At 69.4% G+C, this 23163-nt stretch carries 17 protein-coding genes; 11 read left to right on the forward strand and 6 right to left on the reverse strand.

Annotation, left to right across the window (positions count from 1 at the left end; all coding sequences use genetic code 11):
- Positions 1-11 precede the first annotated feature (11 nt).
- The 8 genes from CKY47_RS25860 (at position 12) to CKY47_RS25895 (ending at position 15094) form a co-directional block, all read left to right on the forward strand.
- Positions 12-980, forward strand: coding sequence for an AAA family ATPase (locus CKY47_RS25860; protein WP_306748781.1), 969 nt, complete (start codon positions 12-14; stop codon positions 978-980).
- Positions 977-2149, forward strand: a complete 1173-nt coding sequence (locus CKY47_RS25865) for a DUF58 domain-containing protein (protein ID WP_306748782.1) — start codon at positions 977-979, stop codon at positions 2147-2149. Before CKY47_RS25860 ends, CKY47_RS25865 begins: the two co-directional genes overlap by 4 nt.
- Complete coding sequence (locus CKY47_RS25870) at positions 2146-4455, forward strand: transglutaminase TgpA family protein (protein ID WP_306748783.1); 2310 nt, start codon at positions 2146-2148, stop codon at positions 4453-4455. Before CKY47_RS25865 ends, CKY47_RS25870 begins: the two co-directional genes overlap by 4 nt.
- A complete protein-coding gene (locus CKY47_RS25875) occupies positions 4452-8762 on the forward strand; it encodes a type VII secretion EssC family protein (RefSeq protein WP_306748785.1) in 4311 nt (1436 codons plus the stop codon). Before CKY47_RS25870 ends, CKY47_RS25875 begins: the two co-directional genes overlap by 4 nt.
- Before the next feature lie 13 nt (positions 8763-8775).
- The gene (locus CKY47_RS25880) at positions 8776-9045 is read left to right on the forward strand and encodes a WXG100 family type VII secretion target (protein WP_306748786.1); all 270 of its coding nucleotides are present in this window, start codon (positions 8776-8778) and stop codon (positions 9043-9045) included.
- A 363-nt stretch (positions 9046-9408) separates the two neighbouring features.
- A complete protein-coding gene (locus CKY47_RS25885) occupies positions 9409-13752 on the forward strand; it encodes a DEAD/DEAH box helicase (RefSeq protein WP_306748787.1) in 4344 nt (1447 codons plus the stop codon).
- Positions 13644-14258: a type ISP restriction/modification enzyme gene (locus tag CKY47_RS25890; RefSeq protein ID WP_306748789.1), complete on the forward strand. Its 615-nt coding sequence runs from the start codon at positions 13644-13646 to the stop codon at positions 14256-14258. Before CKY47_RS25885 ends, CKY47_RS25890 begins: the two co-directional genes overlap by 109 nt.
- Before the next feature lie 380 nt (positions 14259-14638).
- The gene (locus tag CKY47_RS25895) at positions 14639-15094 is read left to right on the forward strand and encodes an NUDIX hydrolase (protein WP_306748790.1); all 456 of its coding nucleotides are present in this window, start codon (positions 14639-14641) and stop codon (positions 15092-15094) included.
- A 119-nt stretch (positions 15095-15213) separates the two neighbouring features.
- Here CKY47_RS25895 and CKY47_RS25900 read toward each other — a convergent pair whose 3' ends face one another.
- From CKY47_RS25900 to CKY47_RS25920, 5 genes are all read right to left on the reverse strand, one after another.
- Positions 15214-16116 (reverse strand): phosphotransferase, encoded by a 903-nt coding sequence (locus CKY47_RS25900; RefSeq protein ID WP_306748792.1) that lies wholly within the window; start codon positions 16114-16116, stop codon positions 15214-15216.
- Positions 16109-16534: an NsdA family TPR-like regulatory protein gene (locus CKY47_RS25905; RefSeq protein ID WP_306748793.1), complete on the reverse strand. Its 426-nt coding sequence runs from the start codon at positions 16532-16534 to the stop codon at positions 16109-16111. Before CKY47_RS25905 ends, CKY47_RS25900 begins: the two co-directional genes overlap by 8 nt.
- Positions 16535-16583: 49 nt before the next feature.
- Positions 16584-17483, reverse strand: coding sequence for an aminoglycoside phosphotransferase family protein (locus CKY47_RS25910; RefSeq protein WP_306748795.1), 900 nt, complete (start codon positions 17481-17483; stop codon positions 16584-16586).
- Positions 17480-17968 carry an NsdA family TPR-like regulatory protein gene (locus CKY47_RS25915; RefSeq protein WP_306748797.1) on the reverse strand — a complete coding sequence of 163 codons (489 nt, stop codon included), beginning with the start codon at positions 17966-17968 and terminating at the stop codon, positions 17480-17482. Before CKY47_RS25915 ends, CKY47_RS25910 begins: the two co-directional genes overlap by 4 nt.
- A 489-nt stretch (positions 17969-18457) precedes the next feature.
- Positions 18458-18880 carry a helix-turn-helix domain-containing protein gene (locus CKY47_RS25920; RefSeq protein ID WP_306748799.1) on the reverse strand — a complete coding sequence of 141 codons (423 nt, stop codon included), beginning with the start codon at positions 18878-18880 and terminating at the stop codon, positions 18458-18460.
- Between the two features lie 472 nt (positions 18881-19352).
- Between CKY47_RS25920 and CKY47_RS25925 the strand changes: the two genes are divergently transcribed.
- The 3 genes from CKY47_RS25925 (at position 19353) to CKY47_RS25935 (ending at position 21714) form a co-directional block, all read left to right on the forward strand.
- Positions 19353-20213, forward strand: a complete 861-nt coding sequence (locus tag CKY47_RS25925; RefSeq protein WP_306748802.1) for a helix-turn-helix domain-containing protein — start codon at positions 19353-19355, stop codon at positions 20211-20213.
- Positions 20213-20491 (forward strand): HC3 family zinc finger protein, encoded by a 279-nt coding sequence (locus CKY47_RS25930; protein ID WP_306748803.1) that lies wholly within the window; start codon positions 20213-20215, stop codon positions 20489-20491. Before CKY47_RS25925 ends, CKY47_RS25930 begins: the two co-directional genes overlap by 1 nt.
- A 632-nt stretch (positions 20492-21123) precedes the next feature.
- Positions 21124-21714, forward strand: coding sequence for a DinB family protein (locus CKY47_RS25935; RefSeq protein ID WP_306748805.1), 591 nt, complete (start codon positions 21124-21126; stop codon positions 21712-21714).
- Between the two features lie 189 nt (positions 21715-21903).
- Here CKY47_RS25935 and CKY47_RS25940 read toward each other — a convergent pair whose 3' ends face one another.
- The gene (locus CKY47_RS25940; protein WP_306748806.1) at positions 21904-22953 is read right to left on the reverse strand and encodes a replication-relaxation family protein; all 1050 of its coding nucleotides are present in this window, start codon (positions 22951-22953) and stop codon (positions 21904-21906) included.
- Between the last annotated feature and the right edge of the window lie 210 nt (positions 22954-23163).

The following is a 23163-nucleotide window of genomic DNA, read 5'->3' on the forward strand; positions in this document are numbered from 1 at the left end:
GGGGAATCCCCATGCCCGCCACGCCCGACCAGGTGCGCACCTTCGCGCACGCCTTCGACCAGATGACGCTCAACATCTCGCGCGCCGTCGTCGGCAAGGAGGACGTGGTGCGGTTGGCGCTCACCTGCCTGCTGTCGGAGGGCCACCTGCTGCTGGAGGACTACCCCGGCACCGGCAAGACCTCCCTGGCGAAGGCGCTCGCGGCCACGGTGCGCGGCACGAACGCGCGCATCCAGTTCACGCCCGACCTGCTGCCCTCCGACGTGACCGGGGTGCAGGTCTACGACCAGCGCACCCAGCAGTTCGAGTTCCGCCCCGGACCGATCTTCCACTCGATCGTGCTGGCTGACGAGATCAACCGGGCCTCGCCCAAGACCCAGTCGGCGCTGCTGGAGGTGATGGAGGAGGGCCAGGTGACGGTGGACGGCACGACCCGGCCGGTCGGGTCCCCGTTCATGGTGATCGCCACCCAGAACCCCGTCGAGCAGGCCGGCACCTACCGGCTGCCGGAGGCGCAGCTCGACCGGTTCCTGATGAAGACCAGCGTCGGCTACCCCGACCACAACGCCACCGTCGCCCTGCTGGCCGACGCGGCGAACCGCGACCGCACCGCGGGACTGCGCCCGGTGCTCTCCGCCTCGGCGGTGTCGGAGATGGCCGCGGTCGCCGACCAGGTGCACGTGGACCCGGCGGTGCTCGGCTACATCAGCAGGTTGGCCGAGGCGTCGCGGACGCACCCGCACGTGCGGCTGGGCGTGTCGGTCCGGGGCTGCCTGGCCTACGTGCGGTGCGCCAAGACGTGGGCGATCGCGCACGGCCGCGACTTCGTCGGCCCGGACGACGTCAAGCAGCTCGCGGTCCCGGTGCTCGGCCACCGCGTCCTGCTGCGGTCCGAGGCGCAGTTCGACGGGGTCACCGTCGAGCAGGTGATCGCCCAGCTCCTGACGGACGTGGCGGCCCCGATGGAGCGCGTCGCGTGAGGCTCCGGGAGGCGACGGCGGCCGTGGGACGGGTGTCGCGCGCGGTCACCCCGTTCGGCCGGCTCGTCCTGGTCACCTCGGTCGCCGGCTGGTGGCTGGGCGGTGAGCTGGGCTGGTCGGAGCTGGTGCTGGTGGGCGCCACCGGCGTGGTGGTGTTCGCGCTGGCGTGCCTGCTGACGCTGGGCCGCGCGACGCTGCGGGTGCGGGTGGGCCTGGACCGGCGACGGGTGGTCGTCGGCGGGGTGGCGCGGTGCCGGGTGGACGTCGAGCCGACCGCGGCCGGGCGCGTGCTGCCGTCGGCGCTGGAGCTGCCCGTGGGCGACCGGGTGGAGTCGTTCGACGTGCCCGGCGGGAACCGGGAGCACACCGAGCACTTCGACATCCCCACCGACCGCCGGGGCGTGGTCGTGGTCGGTCCGGCCACGACCGTGCGCGGCGACCCCCTCGGCCTGCTGCGCCGCACGGTCACCTGGACCGACCCGGTGGAGCTGTTCGCGCACCCGGTGACCGTGCCGCTGGAGTCGATGGCGTCCGGGCTGCTGCGGGACGTGGAAGGGCGCACCACGGCCGACCTGTCGATGAGCGACCTGGCGTTCCACGCGCTGCGCGAGTACGTGCCCGGCGACGACCAGCGGCACATCCACTGGCGGTCCTCGGCGAAGCTGGCCACGCCGGGGACGTTCCTGGTGCGGCAGTACCTGGACACCCGGCGCGCCCACCTGGCCGTCGTCGTCGACGGCGACGCCGCCGCCTACCCCGACGCGGAGCACTTCGAGACCGCCGTGTCGGTCGGCGCGTCGATCGCCGTGCGCGCCATCGCGGACGAGGTGGAGACGAGCGTGCTGGCCGCCGGGCAGGTGGCGCACCGGGCGGCCGCGCGCCCCGCGCTGGACGCGTTCACCCGCGCCGTGACCGGACCCACGCCGTTGATCGCGTCGGTGACGCGGGTGGTGCAGGTGGTGCCCGACATGACCACGGCGATCGTCGTCACCGGGACGGGGCTGTCGTTCGCCGAGCTGCGTGCGACGACGGCCGCGTTCGCGCCCGAGGTGCGCAAGGTCGTCGTGCGGGTGGACCACTCGGCCCGGACCGCGCTGTCCGGCGACGTGCTGACCCTGGGGCGACTGGCCGACCTGCCCGCGCTGCTGGTCGGAGGTGGTCTGGGATGAGGTCGCACCTGCCAGGCCGGGCGGACCTCGTGGACGCGGGATTCCTCACGGCGCTGTTCTCCCTGGCACTGCTGGGCTTCCGCACCACCTTCACGGGGTGGGCGTTCCTCGGTGTGGGGCTGGCCGGGCTCGTGCTCGGACTCGTGGTGGGTCACGTCGCCGTCAGGACGCGTCATCCCGTGGTCGCCGCGGGCTTCCTGGCGGTGGTGGTGTTCTTCCTGCTGGGCGGCGTGGTCGCCGCCCGGGAGCAGGTGGTGGCGGGCGTGCTGCCCACGCCGGGCAGCGTGGCGCGCCTCGCGGAGCTGCTCGTGCACGCCTGGATGCTGTTGCTGACCACGCTGCCACCGGTGGACGGCGCGGGGCCGCTGCTGGTGATCCCGTACGTCCTCGGCCTGATGTGCGGGGCGGGCGGTCTCACCCTGGCCCGGAGGGTCGGGGCGAGCGCGGCTCCGGTGGCCGTCCCGCTCGCGGTGCTGCTCGCGGTGGTCCTGCTGGGCACCGGGCTGGAGTCCTCGGGGGTTCCCGGCGTCGCGTTCGCCGTGGTGGCGCTGGCCTGGAGCGGGCTGCGCGGCCGTCGGCAAGGGCGTCGCGTGCAGGCGGGCCGGTCGGGCCGCTCGTCCGCTGGGCTCCGGCGGGCGGTGACCGCCTGCGTGCTGCTCGGCGTCGCCGGTGGCGCCGTGGCGCTGGTCGGCGGCGCGCTGCCCGCTCCGGCGCACCGCGTCGTGCTGCGCGACTACGTGCGGCCGCCGGTGGAGGTGGGCGTCTACGCCAGCCCGCTGGTCGGGTTCCGCCGGTACACCAAGGACGCCAACCAGCTCTGGGACCAGACCCTGTTCACCGTCGAGGGACTGCCCGCCGGGCAGCGGGTGCGCATCGCCGTGCTCGACGACTACGACGGCTCCGTGTGGGCGGCCACCAACGACCTGACCGGTGCCGACGCGCTGCTGCGCAACGGCTTCCAACGGGTCGGCGCGCGCATCCCGACGACCGGTGACGGCGAGGAGGTCGAGGTGACGGTGACCGTGGGAGCGGCGTTCGCGTCCGCCGAGGAGGTCAGCGCCTGGCTGCCGACGGTGGGGCGGCCGACGCGGGTGTCGTTCACCGGCGACCGGGCGGCGGCGCACACCGAGCACCTCCGCTACAACCTCGCCACGACGTCCGCCATCGTCGGCGACCGGCTGCGCGCCGACGACCGCTACACCGTGCACGCGGTGTTGCAGTCCGAGGAGCTGCCCCCGGACGTGCAGCCCCACGGCCGGCCCGCGGTCGACCCGGCCGACCTGGCGTTCGTGCGGAGCAAGGTGGCGCAGTGGGTCGGGGGCGCGTCGACCACGGGCGACAAGCTGCGCGCCGTCGCGGCGCACCTGCGGGACAACGGCGCGTACACCGACGGTGGTCCGGGGGAGAGCGAGTACCTCCCGGGACACGGTCTGGCCCGGCTGTCCAGGTTCTTCAACGCGGACAAGCCGGCGGGCAACGACGAGCAGTACGCGGCGGCGTACGCGCTGGTCGCCAACCAGCTGGGCGTGCCGGCCAGGGTCGTACTGGGCGCCACGCCCGGCGCGGACGGCGTGGTGCGCGGCGAGCACGTGCACGCGTGGGCCGAGATCCACGTGGCGGACGGCCGGTGGCTGCCGGTGACCGACTTCATGCCGGACCGCTCCAAGCGCCCGGACCGGCAACCGCCGCAGCAGGTCGAGAACACCGACGCCTCGATCGTGCCGCCGCCGAACGCGGTGCGGACGCCCGACTCGCTGACCGACGCCGACCAGGTCGACGCCAACACGGGCCGCCGGGTCGTCGACGGCGGTGGCTTCCAGCTCCCGGCGTGGCTGGTGGCGGTGTTGGCATGGGGATCACCACCCGTGCTGGCGGTGGCGGCGGTGGTCGGCGCGATCACGGGGCTCAAGGCGCGGCGGCGGACCCGCAGGCGCACCACCGGGCCGACGGCCCGGCGCCTCGCCCGCGGCTGGCGCGAGCTGGTCGACCACGCGCGCGACCTCGGCGCGCGGGTGCCGACCGGCACCACCCGGCTGGAGGAGGCCGAGCACCTGGTGCTCGCGGCGAACACGTGGACCGCGCAGCCCGCCGGTCCTGCCACCACGCCGGTCCAGCAGCAGTTCCGCGACCTCGCCCGCGCCGCCGACTCGCTCGTCTTCGGCCCCGGTGACCCCGCCGAGGCCGCCGTCGCGGACTTCTGGGCGCGCGTGGACCAGGCACGGCGGGGGATGGGCCGCAGCGTCGGCCGGTGGCGGCGCTGGCGCGGCGCGGTCAACCCGCGCTCGTTGCGGGGCGGTCTCCGGTGAAGATCAAGTTCACCCTGCGCCGGTCCGGGTTGCCGGACGTGGACCTCGTGGCCGCGGTCGACTCCGCGACCACCGTCGCCGACCTCGCGGGGCACCTGGTGCGCACCGAGCCGACCGGTCGGTCCGACCCCGGCACGAGGACGCTGGACCTGCTCGGCGGCGGTGTGCTCGACCCCGCTCTGCGGGTGGCGGACAGCGGCCTGCGCTCCGGCGCGATCGTCGCCACCAGCCGGGGTGGCGAGACCTACGTCGATCCGCGTCCGGGCGGTGCCGCGGTGGTTGAGGTGGTGGCGGGCCCGGACCGCGGGCGGACGTTCCCGCTGCACCGCGGCAGCAGCGTCATCGGCCGCGACCCGGCCTGCGAGGTGCGGTTGACCGATCCGCTGGTCTCGCGCAAGCACGCCCGGGTCAACATCACCGACGTGGCTGAGGTCATCGACCTGGGCTCCGCCAACGGCGTGCAGTTCGGCGACGCGGCCGTGTCCCGGTCGGTGCTGCGGCCCGGTGACCGGGTGCGGGTGGGCGACACCGAGCTGACCGTGCGCGTGCTGCACGCCGCCGAGCGGCAGGGGGCGGTGCTCCCGTTCGTCCGGTCGCCGCGCCTGGACCCCGCGTACGAGGGCGTCGAACTGGTCGCCCCCGAACCGCCCCAACCACCCCCGAGGCAACGTTTCCCGATCGTCCCGCTGCTCACGCCGGTGCTCATGGGTGCGGTGCTCTACCTGATCACGAAGTCGGCGACCTCCCTGGTGTTCGTCGCCCTCACGCCGCTCATGGTCATCGGCTACGCCGTCGAGTCGGTGCTCGCCGGGCGCTCGGCGCACCGGGCCGCGCTCAAGGTGTTCCGCGCCGCCGTCGACGACCTCGTCACCCGCGCCGTGCGCGTCAACACCGAGGAGGTCCGGGCGCGCCTGCGCCGACACCCCTCGTCGGCGGACTGCCTGGACGCCGCGAGGCAGGGCGGCCCGCTGCTGTGGACGCGCCGCCCCGGTGAGCCCGGCTTCCTGGAACTGCGCCTGGGCACGGGCAGGCAACCGTCGCTCAACTCGATCGAACTGCCCGACCCGAGGCGGCTGCCACCGGACCTGTACGCCGAACTGGTCACCGCCACCCGGCCGCACACCGAGGTCGACGACGTGCCGGTCGTCGCTACCGGCGCCCTCGGCGTGGCCGGCCCCCGCCAGGTGGCGCTGGGCGTGGCCAGGTCGCTCGTCGCCCAGGTCGCCGCGCTGCACTCCCCGGCCGAGGTGGTCCTCACCGGGTTCGCCTCGGCCCACTCCGCGGTGGACTGGGACTGGCTGAAGTGGCTGCCGCACACCACCTCCCCGCACAGCCCGCTCACCGGCAGGCACCTGACCTCCGACGCCACCGCCGCGACCGCGCTGATCTCCGAGCTGGAAGACCTCCTCGTCAAGCGCGCCCAACCGCTGCCGCACGTCTTCGTGCTGGTCGAGGACGACGCGCCGGTCGAGCGCAGCAGGCTGGTGCGGCTGGCGGAGGTCGGCCACGCCCACGGCGTGCACGTGCTGTGGCTCGCGGCCGACACCGCGCTCCTGCCCGCCGCCTGCCGGACCTTCGCCTCCGTGCGGCCCGGCGGTGCCGAGGCCGGGTTCGCCGGTACCGGCGAGCAGGTCGCGCCGTTGAACCCCGAGGTGCTCGACGCCGCGGCCGCCCTCGACCTCGCCCGACGGCTGTCCCCCCTGGTGGACACCGGTGTCCGCGCGGACGACCAGAGCGACCTGCCGCACTCGGTGTCCTTGCTGACCGTGCCCGAACCGCAGCTCCGGGCCTCACCCGACGCCGTGGTGGAGCGGTGGCTGGAGAACCGGTCGATCATCACCGGTCCGCTCGCGCCCGAGCGGCCGATCAAGCAGGCGGGCACGCTGCGCGCCGTGATCGGCACGTCCGCCCTCGGCGCGCACGCGCTGGACCTGCGGGTCGACGGCCCGCACGCGTTGGTCGGCGGCACCACCGGCTCGGGCAAGAGCGAGCTGCTCCAGTCGTGGATCCTGGCGATGGCCGCCGCGCACAGCCCACAACGGCTGACGTTCCTGCTGGTGGACTACAAGGGCGGCTCGGCGTTCCGCGAGTTCGTCGACCTGCCGCACACCGTCGGGCTGTTCACCGACCTCAGCCCGCACCTGGTGCGGCGCTCCCTGGTGTCCCTGGTGGCGGAGCTGAAGCACCGCGAGGAGCTGTTCGCCAAGTACCGCGTCAAGGACCTGGTGGAGCTGGAGAAGCAGGGGCACGTCGACGCGCCGCCCAGCCTGGTGATCGTGGTCGACGAGTTCGCCGCCCTGGTGACCGAGCTGCCCGAGTTCGTCGACGGCGTGGTCAACGTGGCGCAACGCGGCCGTTCGCTCGGCGTGCACCTCATCCTCGCCACCCAGCGGCCCGCCGGCGTCATCCGCGACAACCTGCGCGCCAACACCAACCTCAGGCTGGCGCTGCGCACCGCCGACGAGGCCGACAGCACCGACGTGCTCGGCTCGCCGCAGGCCGCGTTCTTCGACCCGGCGCTACCGGGCCGCGCGGTGTCGAAGAGCGGACCCGGCAGGCTGGTGCCCTTCCAGGCCGGGTACGCGGGCGGGTGGACCCCCGAGGTGGCCCCGCCCCCGGACATCCTGGTCGAGGAACTGCGCTTCGGCGGGGGCGCCGCCTGGCGCGCGCCGGTCGAGGACGACGGTCCGATCGAACTCGGCCCGACCGACATCACCCGCATGGTCACCGCCATCCGAGGCGCGTCGGCCCGCGCGCGCATCGCCCCGCCGCGCCGCCCGTGGCTGCCCGAGCTGGCGGCCCACTACGACCTGTCACCGCTGTTGTCCACCGGGCACGAGCCCGGCCTGGTCTTCGCGCTCCGCGACGACCCCGAGCACCAGAGCCAGCCGCTCGTGCGGTTCCGGCCCGACGTGGACGGCAACCTCGCCGTCTACGGCACCGGCGGTTCCGGCAAGACCACCCTGCTGCGCACGCTGGCCATCGCCGCCGGCGACGCCGCCCGGAGCGGGCGCTGCCACGTCTACGGGCTGGACTTCGGCGCGCGCGGACTGGCGGTGCTGGAGGAGCTGCCGCACGTCGGCAGCGTCATCCCGGGATCGGACCACGAACGCGTGTCCCGGCTGCTGTCCTGGCTGCGCGAGGTGGTGGACGAACGCGCCGCGCGCTACTCCGGTCGCGACGCGGGCACCATCGTCGACTACCGCGCGCTGCCCGGCGCACCCGACGACCCGCGCATCCTGCTGCTGCTCGACGGCGCGGCCGCGTTCCGCCAGGCGTACGAGACGGGCGAGCGGGCCAAGTGGTTCGACACCCTGGTCGGCATCGTGAACGACGGCCGCCCGGTGGGCGTGCACCTGCTGCTGTCGGCCGACCGCGTGGCCTCCGTGCCGTCCGCGCTCGCCTCGGCGATCCAGACCAGGGTGGCCCTCCGGCTCGCGGACGAGAACGAGTACCTGCTGATGGGCCTGCCACCGGACGTGCTCACCCCCGCCTCGCCGCCCGGTCGGGGCCTGCTGCGCGGTGCGGAGATCCAGGTCGCGGTGCTCGGCGAGGAGACCGACGCGGGCTCGCAGGCGGCGAACGTGCGCCGGTTCGCGCGGGCCATGCGGCGCCACGCCCCGATCGAGGCGCCGCCAGTGCAGCGGCTCGCGGACCGCGTGGAGCTGACGACGCTGCCCGCGTCGCTGGACGGCAGACCCGTGCTCGGCCTGCGGTCGGACACCCTGGGCCCCTGCGCGTTCGAACCGCGCGGCAGCTTCCTGGTGGCCGGCCCGCCGGGTTCCGGGCGCACCACCACCCTGCGTGCCCTGGTACTGGCCCTGCTGCGCTGGGACCCGGCGGCACGACTGCACTACCTCGGCAACCGCCGGTCACCACTGGCTGACCTGGACGTGTGGGCCACCAGGGCGTTCGGTGCCGCCGAGGTCGCGGCTCAGACCGAGGCGGTGCTGGAACAGGTCGCCGCCGCACCACCCGGACAGTTCGTGGCCGTCGTCGTCGAGAACCTCCCCGACTTCGCGAACACCCCCGCGGACCAGCCGTTGCAGCGCCTGGTGCGTACGTGCGTCAACGAGGAGCGGTTCGTCGTGGCCGAGGGCGACGCGACCGCGTTGCAGAGCGGCATGCTCGCGAACACCGTCCGAGCGGGGCGCGCAGGGCTTGCCCTGGCCCCGGACGCCAACGCGGGCCCCCTGTTCCAGACCCCGTTCCCCGCGCGCCTCAACCGCGCCGACTTCCCGCCGGGACGGGCACTGCACGTCACGGGGGGCAAGGCCCAGGTGGTCCACATCGGACTGCCGGACTGACAGAGGAGGAGCTATGCCCGGTTTCTACGGGATGGACGTGGACGCGATCCGCGTCCTGGCCGGCCAGTTGGCCTTCAAGGCGGACGAGATCGACACCATCGCCACGACCCTCAGCACCCAGATCGACGGCGCCAGCTGGTCAGGCCCGGACGCCGACTCGTTCCGCTCGGACTGGGCCACCAGCTACCGGACCCAGCTGACCGCCGTGGCCGGGGCTCTGCGCGACGCCTCGACGAGGGCCACGAACAACGCCAACCAGCAGGCGGAGGTCTCCTCCACCTGACCGCACACCGGTGAGGTCCTCCACCGGCACACCGGTGGAGGACCTCACCGAGTCCGTCGACCGCTGCGGGGTCGTGGGTGACGGACCCGCGTAGCCGGGCGGCTTTCCCGGTCGGCCGCACACGGCCACCGGTCCTCCGGCATGCGGAATCCACGTCGAAGCGCGCCGGTGCAGGGGGTCCCGCACCGCCATCGTGGTGACACCCGGTCGTACGACCGAGGGACCCGCAGCGTGGAACGTGGTCGCCGACGGCTTCGCCGGATCCGGGGTTCGGCGTGGTCGCAGTGTCGCCGTGTCCGCGGATGCCCGGCTTCGTCGAGCTCCGCTGTGATCTTGACAGGTTCTCCCGCCTGACGCGGGTCCATGCTCTCCGAATTCCGGCGAAATCGCCGCGAATCGGCATGCAAAAAATCGCTTGCAACTATTTCTACGGAAAGGCTGTCGAGGGTGACATCGGTTTATGAGGTGCTGTCCGGGTTGCGCGTCTCCGCGCGTTCGGAAGTGGACAAGGGGAGTCGGTTCGAACGGCTCGTGCGAGCTTTTCTCGTAACCGATCCCGTCTACGCCGGCCAGTTCAAGGACGTCTGGTTGTGGGGTGAGTGGCCCGGCAACGGGGGTAGGCACGATGCCGGGATCGACCTGGTCGCCCAGGACCGGCTCACCGAGGGGTACGTCGCCATCCAGTGCAAGTTCTACTCGCCCGGTTCGATCGTCTCCAAGGCGGACATCGACAGCTTCCTCTCCGAATCGGGGAAGGAGGGGTTCGTCGAGCGCGTGGTCGTCTCGACCACCGACAAGTGGAACACTTTCGCCGAAAACGCGATCAAAGGCCAGCAAATTCCCGTCCGGCGCATCGGGCTGTCGGACCTCGAAGCCAGCCCCATCGATTGGGCGCGGTTCGACATCGAGGCGCCGGAGGTGCTGACCACCGTCGGCAGGAAGGCCCTGCGCCCTCATCAGGTCGTGGCCGTCGACTCGGCTGCCGCGGGGTTCGTCGAGCACGACCGCGGCAAGTTGATCATGGCTTGCGGTACCGGCAAGACCTTCACCTCCCTGCGGCTGGCCGAGCAGGTGGTGGGCCCTGGTGGTTCCGCGCTGTTCCTTGTGCCGTCGATCTCGCTGCTGTCCCAAACGCTGCGGGAGTGGTCAGTCGAGGCAGAGATCCCACTGTCGCCGCTCGCGGTGTGCTCCGACCGGAAGTCCACCGCCCGGTCACGCAACGAGAACGAGGACATCGCCACCGTGGACCTGGCGCTGCCGGCCACGACCGACATCAAAGTGCTCACCGAGCGACTGAGACGCGCGACGGCCGAGCCCGGGGCGATGACCGTCGTGTTCTCCACGTACCAGTCGATCGACGTCGTGGCACGCGCGCAGGCCGAGAGCGGCATCCAGCCGTTTGACCTGATCATCTGCGACGAAGCCCACCGCACGACCGGCGTGACCCTCGTCGACGAGGACGAGTCACCGTTCGTTCGCGTTCACGACGCGGACTACGTCAAAGGCACCAAGCGGCTCTACATGACGGCAACGCCGCGCATCTACGACGAGTCGACGAAGGCGAAAGCGGGCGACGCCGACGCGGTGCTCGTGTCGATGGATGACGAGGCCGTCTACGGTCCGGAGTTCCACCGGCTCGGCTTCGGTGAGGCCGTTGCCCGCGATCTGTTGACGGACTACAAGGTGCTCGTCCTGGCCGTCGACAACAAGATGGTCGCCTCGACGTTCCAGGCGCAGCTCGCCGACGAGAGCGGCGAGCTCCAGCTCGACGACGTGGCCAAGATCGTCGGCTGCTGGAACGGCCTGGCCAAGCGCGGGCAAGCTGAGCACGACTTCGGCGCCGACCCCGAGCCGATGCGTCGCGCAGTCGCCTTCGCCGGGACGATCAAAGCCTCGAAGAAGGTCGAGGGCATGTTCGAAAGCATCGTCGACCGGTACGTCGAGGTCCACGAGACCGACGACGCAGGCAGGCGCAACGGGCTCGACTGCGAGGTGAAGCACGTCGACGGCACTTTCAACGCGCTGGAGCGCAACGCCAAGCTCGACTGGCTGCGTGCCGAGGTACCGGACGGGGCGTGCCACGTCCTCGCCAACGCCCGCTGCCTCTCCGAGGGAGTGGACGTGCCGGCGCTCGACGCCGTCATGTTCCTGTCGCCGCGCAAGTCGGTCGTCGACGTCGTCCAATCGGTTGGCCGGGTGATGCGCAAGGCACCCGGCAAGAAGTACGGCTACATCATCCTCCCGATAGCGATTCCAGAAGGCGTCACACCCGAAACCGCCTTGCGGGACAATACCCGCTATCAGGTGGTGTGGGAGGTCCTCCAGGCTCTTCGCGCGCACGACGAACGGTTGAACGCCGAGATCAACAAGATCGACCTCACCAAGAAGCGCTCGGACCGGATCAACGTAATCGGCGTCGGCGGCGGAGCACGCGCCCGCAACGGCGAAGGCGTCCAGCAAGCGCTGACCTTGAGCCTCCGCCAGCTCGACGAGTGGCGTGACGCCGTCTACGCCAGGATCGTCACCAAGGTCGGCTCGCGCCGGTACTGGGAAGACTGGGCGAAGTCGGTCGCGCGCATCGCGGAAGCGCACATCACCCGCATCACAGGTCTGCTCGACACCAACCACGCCGGAGCGGCGGACGCGTTCGAGAAGTTCCTCGACGGTCTGCGAGCCAACCTCAACGATGGCATCACGCGCGCCAACGCGGTCGAGATGCTGGCTCAACACCTGATCACCCGCCCGGTGTTCGACGCGCTGTTCGGAGGCTACGACTTCGCCGCCCACAACCCCGTCGCCCGCGCCATGGAGCAGATGCTCGCCACTCTCGATGAGCACAATCTGGAGTCGGAGAACGCCGACCTGGTCAAGTTCTACGAGTCGGTGCGGACGCGCGTACAGGGCATCGACACCGCCGAAGGGCGACAGCGGATCATCGTCGAACTCTACGACACGTTCTTCTCGACTGCTTTCAAACGCACCGTCGACAAGTTGGGCATCGTCTACACCCCGATCGAAATCGTCGACTTCATCCTCAGGTCGGCGGACGATGTGTTGCGCGCGGAGTTCGACCAAGGGCTCACCGACGAGAACGTGCACGTGCTCGACGGTTTCACGGGCACCGGCACCTTCGTGACTCGATTAATCCAGTCCGGTCTGATCGAGGCGGCGGATCTCCCACGCAAGTACCAGTCCGAGTTGCACGCCAACGAGATCCTTCTTTTGGCCTACTACATCGCCGCGGTGAACATCGAGACCACCTACCTCGATGCCGTGAACGGGCACCTCGACAGCGCGGACTACAAACCCTTCCCCGGACTGATCCTGACCGACACCTTCCAGTCGTGGGAGGACGGTGCCCAACTGGACTTCGAGGTGCTCCGCGAGAACAACGAGCGGCTCGAACGGCTGAAGCGGCTCCCGATCACTGTCATCGTGGGCAACCCGCCGTACTCGGTGGGACAAGAATCGGCCAACGACGACAACGCCAACGAGGCCTACCCAGAATTGGATCAGGCGATCCGGGACACCTACGCGGCTCGGGCCGCGAAGTCCTCCATCCGAGGGCTCTACGACAGCTACGTCCGCGCCATCAAGTGGGCGACCCTGCGAATCCGCGAGCGCGGCGTCATCGCCTACGTGACCAACGGAGGGTTCCTGGACTCGGCATCTGCCGACGGCATGAGGAAAGCCCTGACCGACGAGTTCAGTTCGATTCACATCTTCAACCTCCGCGGCAACCGTCGCAACGCGGGCGCCGAGGGCCGACCGGTCTTCGAGGCGTACGCCAAGGGCGCCGGCGGCTCCATAGCCGGCATCGCCATCGTCGTCCTGGTGAAGAACCCGGCGGCGACGGGAGGGTGCCGGATCCACTACGCCGAGGTCGGGGACTTCACGACTGCTCAGGAAAAGCTCCAAGAGGTCGTTGACGCCGGGTCGATCCTCCGCGCCGATTCCCGGCGGATCATCCCCAACGCACAGGGTGATTGGCTACGGCAGCGCCGCGACGACTTCGCTGCTTTCTTGCCGTTGTGGGAGAAGGGAACCGACGGGGTCTTCGCACTGTCATCGAAAGGGCTCACGACCAACCGGGATTCATGGGTCTACAACTTCTCGCGCTCGACCCTGGCCGACAACGTGCAGCGCGTGATCCGGACGTACACCGAGGCCAAGGGGAGTCCCACTCCCACCAAGGACCCACGACTGATCAGTTGGTCGCGGCGCCTGATCGCGCGACACGACCAGGGACGGGACCTGGCGCACGACGACACCGCGTACCGGCTCGCCATCTACCGACCCTTCCAACGCCAACACGTCTACTTCTCTGCGGACCTCAACGAGGATCGACGTCGACTGCCCCTCGTGTTCCCGTCCGACGACCTGCCCAATAAGGGCTTCCTGCTGACCGGCGTCGCGTCCCACTACGACTTCAGCGTCATCGCGACGGACACCATCCCGGATCTCCACCTGCTCGACACGGGCCAGTTCTTCCCCCGCTGGACATACGAGTCGAAGGCGCCCTCGGCTTCGAATTGGGAGGCGGTGACATCGTCAACGGGCACCGACGTGTCGACAACATCACGGATCACACGCTCGCGTTGTTCCGCGTTGCTTACGGTCAGGACATCACCAAGGACGACGTCTTCCACTACGCCTACGGGATGCTGCACTCACCCGAGTACCGCGAAACCTACGCCGCCGACCTGAAGAAGCTGTTGCCGCGCATACCCCTGGTCATTGACGCGCGACCGTTCGTCGACGCTGGCAAGGAACTGTTCGAGCTGCACGTCGGGTATGAGTCGCTCGCCCCGTACCCGCTCGGCGGGACGGACGTCGTGGCGACAGGTGATCCGTTCGAGTTCTTCCGTATCGAGAAGATGGCGTACGCCAAAGTGCGCGAGGGCGGCAAGCTCGTCCCGGACAAGACAAAGATCAAGTACAACAGCAGGATCGAACTGACCGGAATACCGGCCGACGTCCAGCGGTACCTGCTCGGCCCGCGGACCGCCGTGGACTGGTTGATCGACCGGTACCAACTGCGGGTCGACAAGGCATCCGGAAACATCAACGACCCGAACGACCGGTCCAAGGAGTCGGGCAACCCGCGCTACGTGCTCGACCTATTGGCGCGTATCGTCCGCTTGAGCGTCCGTACGGTTGAGATCGTCGATGCCCTGCCCGCGCTGATCCTGCGTACTGAGGCGACGACCTGATCGGCCGACGAGCCGTCGTTCCGCGCGTGATGTCGCTCGCGTAGGACGAGCCGGGGTGTTTCGGCGCGCATCGCGCCGAAGCACCCCACTCGCGATGCCTGCCATGCCGCATGATGCCGTGGTCCGGAGCGGCGCATCAACGTGCACAGCCGCTTCGAAGCCGCCATCGCCACCAGCTGGACGGAAGCCGATCGGTACGCCGACACCACTCATGGTCTGACCCGAGGCAACTACCCGCGGTCCACACGACGAAGGCGCAATGGGGAGGTTATCGGCATGATTGTCGAAAATCGCCCCAGCTGAGGGCTGGTTCCGCTGGCGAATCGCACACCTCGTAAGCTGCGCCGGTCCCAGACCGCGTAAGCAAACGACGAGGACCCATGGCCGACCGACACTTGATCGACGTACACGTCCTCCTCGTCCGAGACGACGACATCCTGCTCACCCGCCGCCGCGACACCAACCCACTCTTCGACGGCCTCTGGCACCTGCCCTCCGGCAAGCTCGACGCGGGAGAGTCCGTCCTCGACGCCGCCGTCCGCGAGGCCGAAGAGGAAGTTGGTGTCCATCTCGACCTCGAAGACCTGCGCCTGGTGCACACCCTGCACGTCAACGGCTCCGGTCCCGAACCCCGGCTCGGCCTTTTCTTCGAAACCCGCCGTTGGATCGGGACACCGACCAACCGGGAACCCGACAAGTGCTCCGCGGTCCGCTGGTTCCCCCTCGACGCCCTGCCCGACCGGCTCATCGACTACCCGGCCGCCGGCATCCACGCCTACCGCACCGCCAGCACCTTCAGCACTCGAGGTTGGGCCAAACATGCAGGGACGTTCTGAACGCGTCGGCCAGCTTAGTGGTCCTTGTCCCGCAGGTTTTTTCCTCGCCCTCGAAAGGTATGGATTGCCTCAATGGGTCCTTGCTGACTCGCGAATCAACTGAGCCGTCTGCATCCTCTTTAAAGGGCGGTCCATGACCATGGTTGTCTGACCTCTCCTTTCAGGCAAGCTACTCGATGGTGTGCTTGCTCCCTCGTTTTGGAATCGGTGCTGGCTTTGTTCAGGGCGAAGGCGGTCCAGCGGAGTTCGGTTGTGGTAGCCAGTGTGCGGTAGCCGGGCCAGGTGGTGACGTCGTAACCGCCGTATGCGTCGACGAACGCCGCGTACTCCGAAGATGTGACACGAGCGAAGTCGGTGAGGTCGACAGCCAGAGGGATGAGGTCCCACTCGCGAAGGCCGAGTCCTAGGTTGTCGAGATCCAGGAGCACGGGGACACCGTCGGCGGGGACGGCCACGTTACCTTGCCAGGCATCGCCGTGGACCACGCACCGGGGTGATCCGCTCTGCAGTTGCGCGTACTCGCGGTGCAACCTCTTCAGCAGGTCTTTGAGCCACGTCCGGTCGTGCTCCGAAAGTGTGGCGGCGGCAGTGAGCGCCTCGTCCAGCCCAGCGAAGGGATCGAGCACAGGCAGAGGCGGTGAGAGGGGCGGAGCCAGTGTGTGGAGTCGTTTGAGCACGGTGCCGAGTTCGGCGGGGGTGGCGTATCGGTGTTCCGGGATGCTCACCCACCAGGTGACGGGCCGATTGTCGACCATGGTGGGCTGGCCGATGTCGTCGAGTGCTTGGACCGCGGGTATGCCGGTGCGGGCCAGCCAGTGCGAGGTGTGCAGCAGGCGGGTGGCGGTCTCGCGGGAGCCGTCGGGGCCGATGCGGGCGATGATGTCGCCCGGTAGTCGGTAGAGGACGTTGACGCCGTCGCGAATCAGTTCCGCGCCGGAGATCGGTACACCTGCTTGTCCGCCTGCGGCGGCCAGTACTCGGTAGGCGGCCTGGTCTTTGTCGACGTCGGAAACGTCAGGCATCGTTGATCGCCGATGCCAGCGAGTGCGACAGGTCCGCCACCTCAGGGATCGCCAGGTGCTGTTCGCCGGCGCGCATCAGGGCGCGCAGCTCCTCGTTCATCCGCTGGGAGTGGAAAATCGCGGCGTTCGCAACGGCCTGTCGCCCCAGTGCGGTGGCTTCATGTGGGTCGCCGATCGACATGTGCAGTGCGGCCAAGCGCGTCCTGGAGAACGCCCGCGACCGCGGATAGGCGTCGCTGTGCAAACGGATCGCCGTCCCCAGGCGTTCAGCGGCCTCACCCGGCCGCCCGGTAGCGATGGCGATAGGGATCAGCGCCCTGGCGCTGCTGCCTGCGTGTTCGGCCTCGTCGTAGTAGACCAGCCAGGCGGGTGCGGTGGCCGTTTGGTGCTGCGCGAAGTCTGAGTCGGCGCGGTCCACCTCTGTGATCGCGCTTCTTCGTGACGCCGAGCATGGCCGGCAGTGAGCGTTACGGCACCGCATGCCAGCCGCTCCACGGCCGGGAGCCGTGTTGACCGCGTAGGCAGGCGAGTCGGTGTGCGGCCTGGTGGGCATAGCGCGCCGGGTTGCTGCTTGCTACTTGGATGGCCATGGTGGTCATGCGCAGTTCGCGGATGTCGCGCAGGGTGTTGAATCCGGCCCAGGTGGTGGCGTCGAAGCCGTAGGCCCTGCTGTAGGCGGCCCATTCGGCGGTGTTCATCCAGTTGGTGGTGACGTGCGAGACGGCGGTGGAGACGAGGTCCCATTCCGGTGGGCCGAGCGCGCAGCGCTCGAAGTCCAGCAGCACCACGTTGCCATCACGAGTACGGACCACGTTGCCTTCCCAGGCGTCGCCGTGGACCACCGCGTGTGGCAGGCCGGGCGGTAGGGCGTCGTAGGCCTCCTGGAGTGCTGCCAGCCGCCCCAGCATCCAGGCCCGGTCATCGTCGCTCAGCACGGACGCGGCCTGGATGCGTTCGGCGAGCCGCACGAATGGGTCCAGTTCGGGCAGCTCGAAGTCTTGCGGCGGTGAGAGGGCGTGAAAGCGGCGCAGGACGACGGCCACGTCGACACTGGAACCGGGTTCGTGCGGGGGCAGTTCGTGCCAGAACGTCACGGCTCTGCCCTCGGCCACGACCGGCTGTTCCACCTCCCGCAGCACGCGTACGGCCGGCACGCCGCCGTCCTCCAGCCACCGGGCTACCTGTACCTCTTTGGCCGCCGCAGCGTCCTGCCCGATGCGCGCGACCCGGGCCACCAGGGAGCCGGGCAGTCGGTAGAGATCGTTCTCCCCGAGCCGGATCACCGCGGTACCTGCCGTGTCCAAGCCCGCTTTCGCGGCGGCGCTCTCGAGGGCCGCACGGCTGCTGCTTCGTTGGGCGTCGGTCATCCGACCACCGCCGTGCCGATGCGGTGCCGCAACTCGGCCACCTCCGTGACGTTGTCGTGCACAAGCGCGAAGCGGTGAAGATCGCGAAGGTCGTCCGCGGCGCGTCGTGACTTCACGGTGCCCGCCCAGTCCAGCGCCAGGCTGCCGAGCATGGCGGCTTCCGTCGGATCTCCGACGGCCATGACCAGGGAGGCGAGTTTGGTCTGGCTGATCGCACGGGCACGGGCGAACTCGTCACCGTGTCCGGTCACTGCCGAGGCGAGCCTGTCCCGGGCTTCCGCGTAGAAGTGTCCTCGGACGGCGGTGTCCCACAAGGCGTGCCCGGTGTCCCCGGCGTGTTGCGCGGTGTCGTAGTACTGCATCCACGGCGGGTCGTCGTCCGGGCGGCTGTGGCCGAATTCCTCGTCGGCGGCACCGACCGCGCTCGCCGTCTCCTGCATCCTGGCGAGCTTGGCCAGCGCACGGGCACGACCGGTGTGCAGCATGGCCCGGCTCGGTGGAGGTCAACCGATCGGCACGCACCAGTGCCAACTCGGTGAACGTCAGCCCACTGTCGGGATCACCGCACCAGATCGCCTGGCGTGCCATCGAGGAGAGCACCTTGGCACGCAGGTGCCAGTCCCCTGCCTCCTCGGCACACGCCAGGGCGAAGCGGAACATGCGACGCGCGTCGTCGTGGGCGTAGGCGTCGAAAGCCATGAACCCGGTGACGTGACCGAGGTACCCCACGGCCGAGAACAGGGCGGGGCGGATCTTGTCCGAGCACCGTGCGCCCAGCAGGTCGGCGCAATACCGCAGTTGCGCGGTGACGGCCGTGCGGACCAATCCTCCGCCGTAGAGAGCGTCCCAGTTCTCGAAAGACCGTGCAGCGGTACGCACCTCCTCGACTTCCGTCAAGCCGACCACGGAAGGAAGAGGCTCAGACTGGATCGGCACGATGAGCTTGGTCAATCCGGACCAATCGTTCGTTGTCCTCACGCGGAGGGTGCCGCATCGCCCGTTGACATTGTCACAGCAGTGTCGTCTGAGTGAAATTCGATTCGTGCGCGGCTGCCTGCATCGCGGACGTCGGCAACGTCGTCTAGTAGGTTTTTCTGCTGTTCATTAGCTGCTCGACCATATTGCTGGCGAAGTCGCTTCTGTTCATTCCTTCCTTCTTCTCGCAGTGCCATCAGCGCACCTCCGGTCCCCAAGGCGTGGTCGAGAGCTCTGACCACCTCGGCTGAAGGGAGGTTGTGGCCAGCGCGTTCGGCCAGGGACACGTACTGCCTGGTGTAGCCGATCTTTCGGGCCAGTTGTGGCTGACTGAGTCCGGCTTCGGTGCGGCGTCGGCGGATCTCGCGGGCGAGTCGGACGCCGGCCGGTTCGGTCATGTCGGAGTGCTCGTCGTCGCTCATGTCGCCTCCGCCTGCGCTAGGGGGCAAATAGGGGGCAAATCCGCGTGTCGGCTGTTTGCGTTGTTCCCTGATCGTACCGGTCCTGGTTGAAATGCGTATCTACCGATTTCGGCGGGGTGAAAGGGAAGGCGATGGATGCTGGTTTCGTCAGGACGCGCGACTGGGCGGGTTCTGATGCTCGATGGCGCGAAGACGGCCAGGTTCGACCGGAGTTGCTGTCCGCTGGCGATCACGACCGACTCCTCGAAGCCGTCCTCGACTTGATCTTCGCTCGCTTTCCCTGCGCCGGCAGGACCCCGACAGCCGACGGAGCGGTCGACACAAGCCCACGCGCTGAACGTGGACGCGCCATGCCGTTCGTATGCGGCCGCGCTCGGCCGGGCTTATCAGCCTGGTCCGCACCGCATCAGACCGAAGCTTGATCATCGCCGTCGGCAGTGTCGCGGCACCCGAGCACAACTGAGGAACGTCGATGGACACCGACGACGAGAAGTCGCCCGTCAGCACGAGGTTGAGCACCGCTCACAGCCGTGAGCTCGGCGAGGAACTACGTCGCATCCGCCACACCGCCCGCCTGGCCTCCGCAGTCGTCGCCGAAAGCCTGGGCTGGTCGCTGGGCAAGCTCAGCAAACTCGAGACCGGCAGCCGCGGCACCAGCCCGTGGGAGATCGCCACCCTCCTCGGCCGCTGCGCCGCAGACAAGGCCACCCGTGACCGCGTCATGGCCATCGCCCACGAGCCCGACACCGGCACGTTCACCCGGTCCCACCACGGCAGCCCCGACACCCTCACCGCCCTGACACTGCACGAACACCTCGCCCACAGCGTCACCGTCTACGAACCGCTCACCGTCCCGGCCCTCGCCCAGACCGCGGCCTACGCCCGCGCACTGACCGGCGACGAGAACCTGGCCGCCGCACGCGTCGCGCGTCAGGACAACCTCCTCCACCGCCGCACCCCGCCGGACACCACCCTCTATATCCACGAAACCGCCCTGCGGCTGGTCGTCGGCAACCGCGCCGTCATGCGCGACCAACTGCTCCACCTCACCCTGCAAGCCGGTCAACCCCACATCACCGTCCACGTCATCCCCATGACCGCACCAACCCACCTCGCCCTGCGCCACCACGCCGCACTGCTCACCTTCGCCCCACCACTGCGCCCGCTGGCCTACAGCGAAAGCGGCATCACCACCGTCTTCCACGACAAGCACCACGCCGTCGAACACCACCAGCGCCGACTCCGCGAACTCCACGCCCGCGCCCTGCCCGCAGCCCAGTCCGGTGAAGTCATCGCGCACTGGGCCGACGCCTACGACAAGGGGATCCGCTGATGGGACTGCGCCCGTTCCGCTGGCAACCCCACGACGGCGAACGTCATGCCATCGACGACAACGCCATGCCGACCCAGGAGACGGCCACGCTGTGCGGGGCGGAGCTGACCGTTCCCGCTGCGCGCCCCACCAAGCAGCAGTGGTGCTGGCCCACCTGCACGGCGTGCGACGCCGCCTGGCGCCTCGCCGAGGGCATCCCCCTCTTCCTCCCGCAGCAGCGCGACACCAACCGGAAGACGGCGCAGCCCTGCGAAAGCCGCCGTCCAACGCGTACCTAATCCGCCTGACAGTCAAGCCCGCCGATCCTCGCTACGCCTGTTTCGGAGCCCTGGCTGCACGGGAATCATTGTTTGTGGCAGACGCGGCGCGGCAGTCGAACGGTATAATCAGCTAAAAATAGGTGAGGTGCTTCCGGTGCACTTCGGGTACATCTCCTTATGTCGCCTCGATTTTATGCTCGGTGTGCCAGTGTTTGTGAGTGTGGCTTTGGTGGAATTGTGTCTACATGACGAACTTTTAACCGATCGCTCTGTGTGGTCAGATTGAAGATCGATTACGCGTACGGTGACTTCCGTCGCGGGTTCACATGGAGGATCACATTGGGGATCAGGTTGGGGATCCTGTTAGAACGCCACCCCCTCCGATCGACGAAGAGCCTGCTCACGGGGCTGTAGGGGGATCCGCTGGTATCCCAGACTCGCTTGCCCACAAGCCTGTGACACATCGGGGCGGGCTGGTCGTCAGCGGCCACTCAGTCTGCCCTGGTCGTCTGTGCCGGCTAGGATGGCTCGGTCAATGCACCGGCTTCGTCGCCTAATCCCACTGATACCGCGGGCTCCCGCACTGTTCGCGGAGGATTTGTTGCGGGCCGACGGCCGAGGGCGGGGCTGATGGTGCAGGCTCGTACTCCATGATCGATGACTTTGCGAAGGAGTACCTGCACGGCGACCTGCGGGAGGTCCGCGAGGTGATGCTGCGGAAGCTCGACGGGCTGTCCGAGTACGACGTCCGCCGTCCCCTGACGCCGACCGGGACCAACCTGCTCGGCCTGGTCAAGCATTTGGCCTTGTCGGAGGCCCGGTACTTCGGCGAGGTCTTCGGTCGACCGTTCCCCGAGCCCGTCGCCCGCTGGGACGACCCGGAGCGGCGCGGCGCCGACATGTGGGCGACCGAGCACGAGACGCGCGAGGAGATCACCGGCCGCTACCGGCGCGCCTGGGCGCACTCCGACGCGACCATCACCGCGCTCGCCGTCGACTCGCCCGGTCACGTGCCCTGGTGGCCGCGTCCCGGCGTGATGCTGTTCAACGTCCTGGTCCACGTGCTCACCGAGACCAACCGGCACGCCGGGCACGCCGACATCCTGCGCGAACAGCTCGACGGCGAGGTCGAGATGGACTGGGAGGGCATGGCCCGGCGGGGGCAGGACGCGGCCTTCTGGGAGAACCAGCGCGCGCAGATCGAGAGAGCAGCCCGGGCGGCTGGCTCAGTCGAGGCTTGACCAGGCGATATCGGACAGGTGGCGTCCAGCCGTTGTGCCCGTCGAGCGAGTGGTAGGTCTCTCCGCTTCGCCGATCATGATGTTGACCTGGACGACCGGCAGGCGCAGCGCCTGCCGGTGGTGGTCCTATCCACTAAGCAGCTCGCCGTCGACTCCGGCGAGCACCCCTTCATCGACTAATCGCTCGGTTCACGCTTGTGGCGTCGTCGCTGCGGGCGGCATCGGCGAGGGCGGTGGGGTCGTCGAGTGCGGCGAGTTCGGGGCGGGAGCGGCCGCAGCATCATCGTCGACGACGGCCGGGGCCGCGACGTGAGCCCAGACGTCGGACAGCTCGGACAGCGACCGCCGATAAGTGTCGCCGGCCGGCGTGCCGAGAGGAAGCCAGACTTCGTCGGCCGGACTGGGATGTACGGCGTTGGGGTCGAGTAGCTCGGCCGCCGCGGTGGCGACCGGTACCGAGCGTGGGTCGTGCAGTTCGCGCCAAGCTTGGTGGAGCAGCTGGCGAGTGGTTGCTTCGCGGCGCGAGGTCGGCAGCCAGACGAGCAGTGGTGTGGTGATGCCGGTGGACTGTGCGAGGGCGGCGTAGCCGGTGAGTTTCCCGACGAGCTTGGTCAGGACCTCGGTGCCGAAGTCGTACTCGAGAAACCAGTCGATCCGTCGGTTGCCGTCAAACCAGCGGCCGTAGCCGTCGGGCTTGACCAGGTCGCCGAAGTAGCGGGCGCAGCGGGCCTCCGACCACCACGCCGCCAGCGCGACCTGCTCGCCCTGTCGAAGGTGGCGGGCGCGGTCGACCAGGGCGGTGAACCACTCGTTGACGCCGACGGTATGGGCGAGGCGCAGGCTGTGGGCGATGCCGAAGGCGCGGTCGTGCCGGTAACCCATCCTCTTGACGTCCAAGCCGTCCTCGGCCGCAAGTACGGCCGCACCGGCGGGTGCCAGGACGTAGTGCATGGGTGCGGTGCCGAGGCTGATGAAGGGCTGGAAGCGGTCGACGACGCTCCAGAGGTAGAGCTCGCGTAGCCGCTGGCGCCCGGAACGGGAGCTGGGGAAGGCCAGTGCGGTGATCTGGTGGGCTGTAAGGACCCGGTGCTCCCAGAGCATCCTGACGATCCACCTGTCTCGTGGGGTCAGCCGCCCCGCGAGCAGGGCCTGGTGTTCGGCGGTGTTGGCGGCGCGCGGCGTGGGACGGGTGGGCTTGTGGCCGCGTAGTGTGCGTTGGCGAGTCGGGTTGGTGATCACGACGAGCACCTCCGAACAGGCTGATCCACGCAAGGGCTTCCTTGCTTGCACTCCTGAACTCCAGAAAATTGGCCCTATGGGGACACGCGGCCCCGAATCGTGATCGATCGAATGTCCTGTTGCCGCGTCTGGTCGACATGATCGTTGATCGATCGAGCGGACCCGGTACGTCATCCGCCCTGGAAGCACCTCAGGGTGGATGACGGAGGC

Origin of the sequence: Saccharothrix longispora (assembly GCF_030852425.1) — a bacterium.
Taxonomy (GTDB): Bacteria; Actinomycetota; Actinomycetes; order Mycobacteriales; family Pseudonocardiaceae; genus Actinosynnema; species Actinosynnema longispora.

What these genes read in the sequence shown, in the direction of transcription:
- CKY47_RS25860 (WP_306748781.1), top strand. Translation starts at nt 12, where the DNA reads ATGCCCGCCACGCCCGACCAGGTGCGCACCTTCGCGCACGCCTTCGAC.
- CKY47_RS25870 (WP_306748783.1), top strand. Translation starts at nt 2,146, where the DNA reads ATGAGGTCGCACCTGCCAGGCCGGGCGGACCTCGTGGACGCGGGATTC.
- CKY47_RS25880 (WP_306748786.1), top strand. Translation starts at nt 8,776, where the DNA reads ATGCCCGGTTTCTACGGGATGGACGTGGACGCGATCCGCGTCCTGGCC.
- CKY47_RS25885 (WP_306748787.1), top strand. Translation starts at nt 9,409, where the DNA reads ATGCTCTCCGAATTCCGGCGAAATCGCCGCGAATCGGCATGCAAAAAA.
- CKY47_RS25895 (WP_306748790.1), top strand. Translation starts at nt 14,639, where the DNA reads ATGGCCGACCGACACTTGATCGACGTACACGTCCTCCTCGTCCGAGAC.
- CKY47_RS25900 (WP_306748792.1), bottom strand. Translation starts at nt 16,116, where the DNA reads ATGCCTGACGTTTCCGACGTCGACAAAGACCAGGCCGCCTACCGAGTA.
- CKY47_RS25910 (WP_306748795.1), bottom strand. Translation starts at nt 17,483, where the DNA reads ATGACCGACGCCCAACGAAGCAGCAGCCGTGCGGCCCTCGAGAGCGCC.
- CKY47_RS25915 (WP_306748797.1), bottom strand. Translation starts at nt 17,968, where the DNA reads ATGCTGCACACCGGTCGTGCCCGTGCGCTGGCCAAGCTCGCCAGGATG.
- CKY47_RS25920 (WP_306748799.1), bottom strand. Translation starts at nt 18,880, where the DNA reads ATGAGCGACGACGAGCACTCCGACATGACCGAACCGGCCGGCGTCCGA.
- CKY47_RS25925 (WP_306748802.1), top strand. Translation starts at nt 19,353, where the DNA reads ATGGACACCGACGACGAGAAGTCGCCCGTCAGCACGAGGTTGAGCACC.
- CKY47_RS25930 (WP_306748803.1), top strand. Translation starts at nt 20,213, where the DNA reads ATGGGACTGCGCCCGTTCCGCTGGCAACCCCACGACGGCGAACGTCAT.
- CKY47_RS25935 (WP_306748805.1), top strand. Translation starts at nt 21,124, where the DNA reads ATGATCGATGACTTTGCGAAGGAGTACCTGCACGGCGACCTGCGGGAG.